The sequence below is a fragment of the Acinetobacter sp. 40AMC3-4 genome, assembly GCF_049898185.1.
GTDB lineage: Bacteria > Pseudomonadota > Gammaproteobacteria > Pseudomonadales > Moraxellaceae > Acinetobacter.
Genome location: NZ_JAFCXG010000025.1, coordinates 1 through 9,644, shown reverse-complemented (window position 1 = coordinate 9,644; position 9,644 = coordinate 1). Strand labels below are relative to the sequence as shown.

11 protein-coding genes, 1 pseudogene and 1 riboswitch are annotated in these 9,644 nt (G+C 37.7%); of the genes and pseudogenes, 7 read left to right on the top strand and 5 right to left on the bottom strand.

Going from position 1 to position 9,644, the window contains the following annotated elements; genetic code table 11:
- The 4 genes and pseudogenes from ACP7BU_RS15190 to ACP7BU_RS15175 form a co-directional block, all read left to right on the top strand.
- Positions 1–867: pseudogene (locus ACP7BU_RS15190) on the top strand (MobQ family relaxase); the annotation flags it as partial.
- Between the two features lie 101 nt (positions 868–968).
- Positions 969–1,202: a hypothetical protein gene (locus ACP7BU_RS15185; RefSeq protein ID WP_034429840.1), complete on the top strand. Its 234-nt coding sequence runs from the start codon at positions 969–971 to the stop codon at positions 1,200–1,202.
- Positions 1,203–1,404: 202 nt separating this feature from the next.
- A complete protein-coding gene (repM, locus tag ACP7BU_RS15180) occupies positions 1,405–2,334 on the top strand; it encodes a replication initiation protein RepM (protein ID WP_004896921.1) in 930 nt (309 codons plus the stop codon).
- Between the two features lie 66 nt (positions 2,335–2,400).
- Positions 2,401–2,943 carry a plasmid replication DNA-binding protein gene (locus ACP7BU_RS15175; RefSeq protein ID WP_004896925.1) on the top strand — a complete coding sequence of 181 codons (543 nt, stop codon included), beginning with the start codon at positions 2,401–2,403 and terminating at the stop codon, positions 2,941–2,943.
- A gap of 282 nt (positions 2,944–3,225) precedes the next feature.
- On the opposite strand, the gene ACP7BU_RS15170 is transcribed toward ACP7BU_RS15175, so the two are convergent.
- Positions 3,226–4,680, bottom strand: a complete 1,455-nt coding sequence (locus ACP7BU_RS15170) for a SulP family inorganic anion transporter (RefSeq protein WP_151819645.1) — start codon at positions 4,678–4,680, stop codon at positions 3,226–3,228.
- A gap of 251 nt (positions 4,681–4,931) precedes the next feature.
- The gene (locus tag ACP7BU_RS15165; RefSeq protein WP_004282305.1) at positions 4,932–5,141 is read right to left on the bottom strand and encodes a hypothetical protein; all 210 of its coding nucleotides are present in this window, start codon (positions 5,139–5,141) and stop codon (positions 4,932–4,934) included.
- Between the two features lie 198 nt (positions 5,142–5,339).
- Positions 5,340–5,407, top strand: a riboswitch (Fluoride riboswitch).
- 116 nt (positions 5,408–5,523) lie between these two features.
- Here ACP7BU_RS15165 and crcB point away from each other — a divergent pair.
- Together crcB and ppa are read left to right on the top strand one after the other, a co-directional pair.
- Complete coding sequence (gene crcB, locus ACP7BU_RS15160) at positions 5,524–5,904, top strand: fluoride efflux transporter CrcB (protein WP_005225409.1); 381 nt, start codon at positions 5,524–5,526, stop codon at positions 5,902–5,904.
- A gap of 26 nt (positions 5,905–5,930) precedes the next feature.
- Positions 5,931–6,455, top strand: a complete 525-nt coding sequence (ppa, locus tag ACP7BU_RS15155; protein WP_131275023.1) for an inorganic diphosphatase — start codon at positions 5,931–5,933, stop codon at positions 6,453–6,455.
- Between the two features lie 819 nt (positions 6,456–7,274).
- Here ppa and ACP7BU_RS15150 read toward each other — a convergent pair.
- The 3 genes from ACP7BU_RS15150 to ACP7BU_RS15140 form a co-directional block, all read right to left on the bottom strand.
- On the bottom strand, positions 7,275–7,784 hold the full coding sequence (locus ACP7BU_RS15150; protein ID WP_180103981.1) for a PBECR2 nuclease fold domain-containing protein: 510 nt from the start codon (positions 7,782–7,784) through the stop codon (positions 7,275–7,277).
- A 461-nt stretch (positions 7,785–8,245) separates the two neighbouring features.
- A complete protein-coding gene (locus tag ACP7BU_RS15145) occupies positions 8,246–8,437 on the bottom strand; it encodes a YqaE/Pmp3 family membrane protein (protein WP_004728112.1) in 192 nt (63 codons plus the stop codon).
- A 29-nt stretch (positions 8,438–8,466) separates the two neighbouring features.
- A complete protein-coding gene (locus ACP7BU_RS15140) occupies positions 8,467–8,748 on the bottom strand; it encodes a mobilization protein (RefSeq protein ID WP_243475604.1) in 282 nt (93 codons plus the stop codon).
- 207 nt (positions 8,749–8,955) lie between these two features.
- Here ACP7BU_RS15140 and mobQ point away from each other — a divergent pair.
- Positions 8,956–9,644, top strand: a 689-nt coding sequence (gene mobQ / locus ACP7BU_RS15135; protein WP_425880200.1) for a MobQ family relaxase, incomplete at its 3' end; no start/stop codon positions are given.

The following is a 9,644-nucleotide window of genomic DNA, read 5'->3' as shown; positions in this document are numbered from 1 at the left end:
GCCCGAGTCGACCACCGCAGCTACAAAGACCAGGAGAATGGTTTAGAAGCCACGCTGCACGAAGGGCCGAAAGTCACCGAACTGCGCCGAAAAGGGATTGAGACCGAAATCAGCCGAAGCAATGACGAAATCAAACAGAGAAATCAGGCTCAGCTGCAATACAGCAAAAATATGGATCTGCTGATTGCTGAAAATGAGATCAAACTCAGCACACTGAAAACAGAACAGCAGATCCAAATCAAAAATAGCGCTAAAACGCCACCAATTGACGAAAAAGCCCTGTTTGAGGAAAAACAGAGGGAAACCCTTGGCAAAGTGCTAAAACGCGAAATCAGCGCAAAAGACGCGAATCTAGACCTGGATTTCATGCAGCGTAATCTCAAACAAGCCGAAATAACCCTGACCAAGCACCACAAACATCAAAATGAGTTCAATCAGCAGCTTGCCCAGGAGATCGTGAAAAGCGGACTCAAGCAAAGTCATGACAAATTGCAAAGCCTGGTCGATCAACACAACGAATTAACTCAGAACAAACCCTTACTGTTTGGAAAAAAAGCCTGGGAAGCCCAACGTGATGCGATTTACCAGGAGCACAAAAAGCTGAAAGGTCAGCATGAACACCAGAAAAAACATGGTGTGAAGGATTTATTGGAAAATGAAAAGTTTAAAGAACATGCCTGGAAGCAGTACCAACAACAACATCCAGCCAAAGCCAAGCAATACCAGACTCTATACCCATCCTATCAAGTCATTAAAAAATGTGTGGATGAGATCAAAGCAGAACAACAGATGAAACTCAGACAGGAACAACAGCTCAAAGCACAGCAACATGCGCCTAAAATGAAATCTCGTGGCATGAGTCGCTAAACAGAGCGAGTGTCTACGAGCGAACTGAGAAAATTTGCCCATCCCTTTCCCTGATTACAAGCTCCCTATCCATTAATCACCTACCCTACAGAGCATCCCGCATGGGTGCGAACTTTCCAAATTTGATTCTTAAATCGAGCGTAGCGAGAAAAAAAGCTCATGAGCGAAGCGAATTCCGAGCTGCTTTTGATCTTGCTTTTGCTTTTTCTCAAATTCACGAAAATATGAACCAAAAATTGCCCCGACGAATCGAGCGAAAGCGAGATTCAATAGAGTTTGAGCGAAGCGAAAACCAAGGGCAATTTTTTACTCCCTGGGCTTTTAATTATTTTTAAGCTTTTAAATGCTTTTAATTAAGCTGTAATCCTTTATTCATAATGGTTCTAGAGATATTAAAACGAGGTTTACCTTGCATTAAAACGAGGTTTACCTTGCATTAAAACGAGGTTTACCTTGCATTAAAACGAGGTTTACCTTGCATTAAGCGAGATAATTATATAACCTCGTCTTATTGAATTAAAAATATAATCTTTTCATATGAAAACAGAACTAGTTGTTAAAGATAACGCCTTAATCAATGCCAGTTATAACCTCGATCTAGTTGAACAGAGGTTAATTCTCCTAGCTATTGTTGAAGCAAGGGAATCGGGTAAAGGGATAAATGCTAATGATCCACTAACAGTTCATGCTGAAAGTTATATTAATCAGTTTGGTGTACATCGAAATACGGCTTATCAGGCGTTAAAAGATGCTTGCGATGACTTGTTTGCAAGACAATTCAGTTATCAGAGTCTTAGTGAAAAAGGTAACATTATTAATCACAAATCAAGATGGGTGAGCGAGGTGGCTTATATTGATAATGAAGCTGTCGTTAGACTTATTTTTGCCCCTGCTATTGTGCCTTTAATTACTAGGTTAGAAGAACAATTTACAAAGTATGAAATACAACAAATAAGTAATTTAACAAGTGCTTATGCTGTTCGTTTATATGAAATATTGATTGCATGGCGTAGTACTGGAAAAACGCCTCTCATAACTATGTATGATTTTAGACAAAAAATAGGTGTACTCGAGACTGAATACAAACGAATGTATGATTTTAAAAAATATGTTTTAGACATTGCATTAAAACAAGTAAATGAACATACCGATATTACTGTCAAAGTTGAACAGCATAAAACAGGTAGATCTATTACTGGTTTTTCATTTAGCTTTAAACAGAAAAAATCAGCCACGCATTCAGTCGAATCTAAAAGAGATCCGAATACATTAGACCTCTTTTCAAAAATAACAGATAAACAACGCCATCTATTCGCCAACAAGCTCTCAGAGCTTCCTGAGATGAGTAAATATTCACAAGGCACAGAAAGCTATCAGCAGTTTGCTGTACGTATAGCTGCCATGCTGCAAGATGCAGAGAAATTTAAGGAATTACTTCCTTTACTCAGAAAATTAGGATTTCAATGACATTGTTAATTGAAATTGTTAAGTTAACAGTCAGGTATTAACACAAGTTGAAAACTGGTTTACATAATGAAAAAACTGTCAGTTTCAGAGTTAGCTAAGCTTTATGGATATTCAAGACAAGCCATATATGCACATATAAACAAAGGAAATTTATCTAAAGGATCTGATGGATTAATTGACTTTTCAGAGGCCCTAAGAGTTTTTGGGGAACCACAAAAAAAAGAGGATACAGTCAATCAAAGTCAATCAATTAACAGTCAAAACTTGACAGAAGTTGACTTACTAAAACGTCAAGTTGACATACTGGAAAAACAATTAAATCAGGCAATACAGAGAGAAAATCAATCTTTAGAACGTGAATCGTTTTATCAAGAACAGATTGAAGCTATGCAGCGCTTACTAGAAGCACCAAAAGCCAATATGACTACCTTTACCGATCAGAGCTTTAAACAGGATATAGCAACGGATCCTCGGTCGGAACTAGCAACGAACTATGACGAATTGACTACTCCTCAGCAAGACAATAAGCGTATTCCTATCCCGGAGCATGTTGAACCAGAACAGAAGAAGAGAGGCTTCCTAAGCCGCTTTTTCCTTCCATATGGTTAGCCAAGACTCCAGTTTTTTGAAGAGCCAATTTCAGTGCAAGCACTTGAAATAATGACTCCTCAAAAAACCGGATGATGTTTATTAAAACTGAATAAAATCGTGGAACATTGCTTATTTATTAAGCGTGGAACATGAAAAATCCACAAAAAAGCCCAACTCAGCTGAGTTGGGCTTTTCAATACGAAATAAACTATTGAATTAAAACAAATAATTTAGAGCATTTCGTATAAGGTGTATTATGTTAATTTTAGAGATTCTACATAAATGTAGAGTCTCCTTCACTTAGATTCTGGCATGTGTTCCATACTTATCAATCATGATAGAGCTAGCTTCATTTAAGCCACGCACAGTGACATTCACACCATTCTTTTGAAATTTATTTACAACAGAATCAAGCATGGCGACTGATGTTACGTCCCAAATGTGAGAATGGGTCAAATCAATAATCACATCCTTTACATCCTCTTTAAAGTCAAAACCTTGCATGAATTTTTCAGAAGAACTAAAGAAGATCTGACCTCTCAAATCATACAAACGGGCCGTTCCCTCAAAAGAAGCTGTCACCTGGATATCATTTTCAAGTTTATTCGCCAAGAACAAGGCTGAAAGCAATACGCCCGTTAATACACCTAGAGCCAAGTTATGCGTAGCAACAACTACAATCACTGTCGCAATCATGACGATATTACTACTCTTAGGATTATCTTTTAACTGAGTGACAGAACTCCATTCAAAAGTACTAATAGAGACCATGATCATTACCGCTACCAATGCAGCCATTGGAATCACTTTGAGCCAGTCGCTAATAAATACAACCAGAATAAGAAGAAAAATACCCGCAGAGAATGTTGATAAGCGTGTAAGGCCGCCTGATTTTACGTTAATCATAGATTGGCCAATCATGGCACAACCGGCCATGCCACCCATAAAGCCAGAAGCAATATTCGCAATCCCTTGTCCCTTACATTCCTGATATTTATCACTTGGCGTATCTGTCATTTCATCCACGATAGTTGCTGTCATCATCGATTCAAGTAAACCTACAGCCGCCAGTGCGACTGAATAAGGCAAAATAATCATCAATGTTTCAATATTCAAAGGAATATTTGGAATCAAGAACATTGGAAGTGTGTCAGGTAAAGACCCCATATCGCCCACGGTCCGTACATCAATTCCTAAAGCGATTGCCAATAATGTGATTGCAATGATGCAGACTAGTGGAGAAGGGAGTAATTTTCCTAATTTGGGAACCAGAGGGAAGAGATAAATAATCGCCAAACCTAAAGCAACTAGAGCATATACATGCCAAGTCACATTAATCAGTTCAGGCAACTGAGCCATAAAAATTAAGATCGCTAACGCATTTACGAATCCAATAACCACAGATTTAGATACGAACCGCATTAACTTGGCAAGCTTTAAATAGCCTGCCAATATTTGAATCACGCCTGTCAAAATTGTTGCTGCCAGCAGATATTCAAGCCCATGCTCTTTGACCAATGTGATCATAAGCAGTGCCATAGCCCCGGTGGCAGCTGAAATCATGGCAGGACGACCACCTACGAAAGAAATCACGACGGCAATACAAAAGGATGCATATAGACCGACTTTAGGATCTACACCTGCAATAATTGAAAATGCGATGGCTTCAGGGATGAGTGCAAGACCGACGACTAATCCGGCAAGTACATCCCCACGGATGTTAGAGAACCACTGTTCTCGGACATTAGATAACATAAACATAGCCTGTTTTTTAATTTTTCAGATAGGCTAGTGATGTGATATATACAACACACAAGCGACTACACCACATCACTAGACAGTGATGAGTTATTTACAGATTTAAGACGGTAAATAAACTTAAGGTGGCGTAAGTGTCATAAGATGAAGGAACTTTTTAGAGTAAAAAAAAATCAGGACAAGGGTAACAGCTAGGTACTTTTTTATAAAGCCTGGATGTTATATCCAAGCTTTGTTTAATCGGTATTTTATGAAGCTTTTAGCTCCCCAAGTAATTGACCTATTTCCAAACGTGTATAGCCACGTTCTTTAAAGATCAAAACAATAGCCTGTTTATAATCTTCAGAAATAGCCGTTTTATATTTATTAATTAATTGCAGCTCAGCATTAAGCTGAAGGTCATTTTTGATCGTCAATACTTCCGTAGAGACTTTATTAAAAATCTTGAAATTAAACATACAGGTGCTCTTTATCAATATTGTAGCGGCCCGACTACAACAAACACCTGCCTCAGCTTAGCTGGACACCCTTTCCAAAAAGATTATAGAAAAAATGAAAAGTTTCAAGTTTTACTAAGCTAAAGATAAAAAAGTATCAAACTTACGTATTTTAATAATAGAAGGTTGTTGAATTAGCTAATCAATTTTTAAATAATAGTACTCAAAGGAGATGGCTATCCTCCTTACACAAACCGCCAATTCTGGCTGATGATACCTACGTTTCCCTCAAGCAGGGTACGTAGTCGCGTGCTCTGCTTTTACAAAATGGAGCTACGCTATGTTTTCCCGTCATAAAGTTCTTTATTTATATATCTTTTGCTGCTCATAACTAGGAGCAGACATGTATCTTTCTCTTTTATCAATTGCTCTCGGTTCTGTAATCGGTGCCTGGCTTCGTTGGGGCATAAGTCTAAGATTTAATAGCGTATTTGAAAATATTCCTTTCGGGACAGTGATTGTTAACTTAATCGGTGCTTTTATTATTGGATTAGCTGTATCATTTTTTTCAAATAGCTCAATAAGCCCTAATTATAAGTTATTCGTTGTGACAGGCTTCTGCGGTGCTTTAACGACCTTTTCAACATTTTCAGTTGAAATTGTTGCGTTGCTACAAGCTTCAAAGTTTGAATATGCTATCTCAACAATAGCCATCCATGTAATAGGTTCATTAATCTTTACAGTACTAGGAATACTTTCCTATCAATTTTTCACTAATCATTAATAATCTAAATATTAGAAGGTAAAACAATGACTTTTAAAAATGTTAAAGCAGGTACTAATCCACCAGATGACTTTAATAGCATCATCGAAATCCCGGCAAATGCTAAACCCATCAAGTATGAAGTGAATAAAGAATATGATGCTTTATTGGTTGATCGCTTTCTAAGTACAGCAATGTCATATCCGTACAATTACGGTTATATTCCTCAAACATTAAGCGAGGATGGTGATCCCTTAGATGTATTTGTAATAGCTCCCCATGCGGTTGCTGTAGGATCAGTAATTCGCAGCAGACCTGTCGGAGTCATGTATATGGAAGATGAAGCCGGTATTGATGCAAAGATCATTGCTGTACCTCATTCTAAGCTCACACCTCTATATAACAATGTTGAAGATCTGAGCGACCTCCCTCAGCTTCAATTAGATCAAATGAAACATTTCTTTGAACATTATAAAGACTTGGAAAAAGGTAAATGGATGAAATTTAATGGTTGGGGCAATGTAGAAGAAGCCAGACAGGAGATTCTAAAATCTATCCAAGCATACAAATAATTTAGATAAAAGGGACCCAAATCTGAGGTCCCTTTTTATGCTATTTAACATAATGGCGGTTATACGAAGTACAATTGTATATTAATATAAATATCAATTACTTAAAAATTTAGCCATGACTAGGAAATCAGCAAAAAGTCGCTTTTGTAATAAGTTGGTGAGTTTTTAAGCGAATCTGTAACATTTTGCCAGTAAATTTGGTTAAAAAACGATCAATTTGACAATCAGTGCCCATTTCATACGGATCCAGGTTCCAAAACTATCCCCAATTGCTGGGGATAAAATTTAGGCTATTTTGTACGCTCAGGCTTACGTGAATCTCGGCCCTTTGCGGCTATCTAGGATACTGGAACTTTCCTATGATGAACTCATCAGGAACAGGAAGTTCCATAACATAAAACAAAAATTATAAGTTATTGCACATGGACCAGAGGGTACAACAGCACAATCAGCGACAATAAAAAACCCCGGCAGGATGCCGGGGTTTTTTATTATCTAAACTTTATTCAATTTCTTTGTATTTGCTTGGTTTCAACTTAGCAAAAATCAATCATCACTATCTTTAAGCAATTGATTTATCAAAAGTGAAGAATAATATTTCACGCATCTTTGTTTGGTCAAAAATTGATGTTATTGCTGCACTCTATGATAATATGTTATCATTATCTAATCGATTTAGATGTCTCTTTTAAGCGCGAAACAAATTGCTTCCAAGAGCTATAATTTGCGTAGGAACACCATTAATACTTGGATATTAGTGTCGTGTGAGACCTTAAGAGAGACGGAAGGCGGGCAACTAACAGTTAGCTCGCCTTTTTTTTATTTCTTATAAAGTAATTCACCTAGCCTATGCTTGTTGAGCTTTTTTAACTCACACTGCATAAAATTCCAAAGAACGTTATTATTCACATCTATTTTTAAAATCAGCAGAATATGGTTTTTGGAACCAGCAAATATTCCAATAAAAGCAAGTCTAAATCCTCCATCAGAATATTTAATTTTCCATACTTCAAATGGATTCAATAATGTAAGGTGAGCTAATTTCGAAAATCGTTCTCTAGCATCTCTTCTTTTCTCGACTACGTGCCTCAAGTTATCTATCGAAACAATCGCCCAACTTTGAATAGCATTAAGAAGAATTTTTCTTGAATCGATCCCATCAACTAGTTCAAATTCTTTAGAAACAATCTCTAAAGCTTCTTCTTCAGTATCACCAGCCTTTAAAATCATTGATTCTTCAAATGGATGAAATTTTTCTAGAGGAGTATTTTTAATGTCATCAAGATTAAAGTTTTTCCAACTTTCTTGATCTTTTTCCTCCCTAATCATTTACTATCTCAACCATAAAAACGAACTATTCTACTCGATTATTTCCTTAACTATGCACAATTATCAATCCCATAAACTAAAGATGAAAATCTTTAGTTTTCAAAGCTAAAACAATTATATGAATCTTATTAATGTCTATAAATAAAATTCATATTTAACATAAGATCTCTTATGCGAAGTCAAAAAAAGTAGCCCCATACCCTTATTGGATAGGAGCTTTGTGGCAAAAAATAGAGTGAATTCGATAAAAAATGAAATCCTCTAATTCTTGTTTTAATTATTTTTTTAACTAAGAATTAGAGGATTAATTTCTTTACCTCTGGAGTTTTATAATTATTGTTATAAGATTTATTAAATCACTTATTGCTCAAATAATCTTCACAATCTGATCATTCGCTCATGGATAAGTGTGATGGAAATCACAAAATCAATCAGATCTAAAAATCACACAATTACACTATTTATGATGAGCGAATTGTTCTTTTAATTTTCTGATCAGTCTTGTATTGCGACAAAGCATAGACCGCCCAGATGGCAGCCGGGATCCAACCTAAAACTGTAATCTGAAGTAGCAAACAAATGATGCCTGCAAATGGTCGCCCTATGGTGAAAAACAGCAGCCAGGGAAAAATTAAAGCAATTAGCAATCTCATTTCAAATTCCTATGTATCTTTTCAAAAAATTAATAATTAAATGCGGGCAGATCAAACAGCTTACGATCTCTTTCATCCATTAAATATTTATCCATCTGAGCAATCAGTTTTGCTCTGGCCTGTTCATCATCTTCGGTGATTTTTAGCATGCAGGATCCAATTAAAATCTTGCGTCTGGTATCATCCTTTCGAGCCTGTTCTTTCTCTTTGGCACGTTCTCTTGCCAGTGCTGCCTGTCTTTGAGCCTTTAACTGCTTTAGCTTTTCTTCCTGTGCCTTGATTTTACTATCTAGTGTTTCAGTAACGCTCATAATCCAATACCATCATCCTGGGAAACCATCCCTAACATAAGCGCACTTGAATATGCATTCAAGGTGCTATATGTATAGTAATGTTTTCCTCGAAGAGCGCACTTATGCAAACTTCGTTTGCAAGTCCGATTGGGGTCTCCCCAATACCCCGACAACCGTATCCACGGTTGTATTTCACTACGTGAAAATTTAAAAGCGAAAATAGGCATGGCGATTTACCACTTTTCAGTCAAAACCGTAGCACGATCAGCAGGGCGTTCCGCTACTGCTGCGATTGCCTATCGGGCAGGTGAAAAGATCTATTGTGAACGTGAGGGCCGAGAACATGATTACAGCCGAAAAACAGGTGTGGAATATAAAGAAATTTATTTACCCGAAGGCGCACCAGAACATTTAAAAAACCGGGAAAGACTCTGGAACGAAGTTGAACAACGGGAAACCCGAAAAAACTCGACAGTTGCCCGAGAATTTGAAATCGCTTTTCCAAGTGAATTAAATCAGGAACAACGCCTGGCCATGCTCGAAGAGCTATGCGCCAGTATCGTGGACAGACATCAGGTGGCCATCGATGCCTGTATTCATGCACCGCATACTGGATCTGGTAGTGATGAACGCAATTATCACGCGCATATCCTGATGAGCACACGCAAACTTACTCAGGAAGGCTTCACCGAGAAAACCCGGGAACTGGATCAGAAACACAGTGGAGAAATCGAACACTGGCGCGAACACTTTGCCGATATCTGCAATATGCACCTGGATCTGGCTGGATACACTGCCCGAGTCGACCACCGCAGCTACAAAGACCAGGAGAATGGTTTAGAAGCCACGCTGCACGAAGGGCCGAAAGTCACCGAACTGCGCCGAAAAGGGATTGAGACCGAAATCAGCCGAAG

Excerpts from the sequence above, each read along its gene's own strand:
- ACP7BU_RS15185 (WP_034429840.1), top strand. The coding sequence starts at position 969 with ATGGGTGCGAACTTTCCAAATTTGATTCTTAAATCGAGCGTAGCGAGA.
- repM (WP_004896921.1), top strand. The coding sequence starts at position 1,405 with ATGAAAACAGAACTAGTTGTTAAAGATAACGCCTTAATCAATGCCAGT.
- ACP7BU_RS15175 (WP_004896925.1), top strand. The coding sequence starts at position 2,401 with ATGAAAAAACTGTCAGTTTCAGAGTTAGCTAAGCTTTATGGATATTCA.
- ACP7BU_RS15170 (WP_151819645.1), bottom strand. The coding sequence starts at position 4,680 with ATGTTATCTAATGTCCGAGAACAGTGGTTCTCTAACATCCGTGGGGAT.
- ACP7BU_RS15165 (WP_004282305.1), bottom strand. The coding sequence starts at position 5,141 with ATGTTTAATTTCAAGATTTTTAATAAAGTCTCTACGGAAGTATTGACG.
- crcB (WP_005225409.1), top strand. The coding sequence starts at position 5,524 with ATGTATCTTTCTCTTTTATCAATTGCTCTCGGTTCTGTAATCGGTGCC.
- ppa (WP_131275023.1), top strand. The coding sequence starts at position 5,931 with ATGACTTTTAAAAATGTTAAAGCAGGTACTAATCCACCAGATGACTTT.
- ACP7BU_RS15150 (WP_180103981.1), bottom strand. The coding sequence starts at position 7,784 with ATGATTAGGGAGGAAAAAGATCAAGAAAGTTGGAAAAACTTTAATCTT.
- ACP7BU_RS15145 (WP_004728112.1), bottom strand. The coding sequence starts at position 8,437 with ATGAGATTGCTAATTGCTTTAATTTTTCCCTGGCTGCTGTTTTTCACC.
- ACP7BU_RS15140 (WP_243475604.1), bottom strand. The coding sequence starts at position 8,748 with ATGAGCGTTACTGAAACACTAGATAGTAAAATCAAGGCACAGGAAGAA.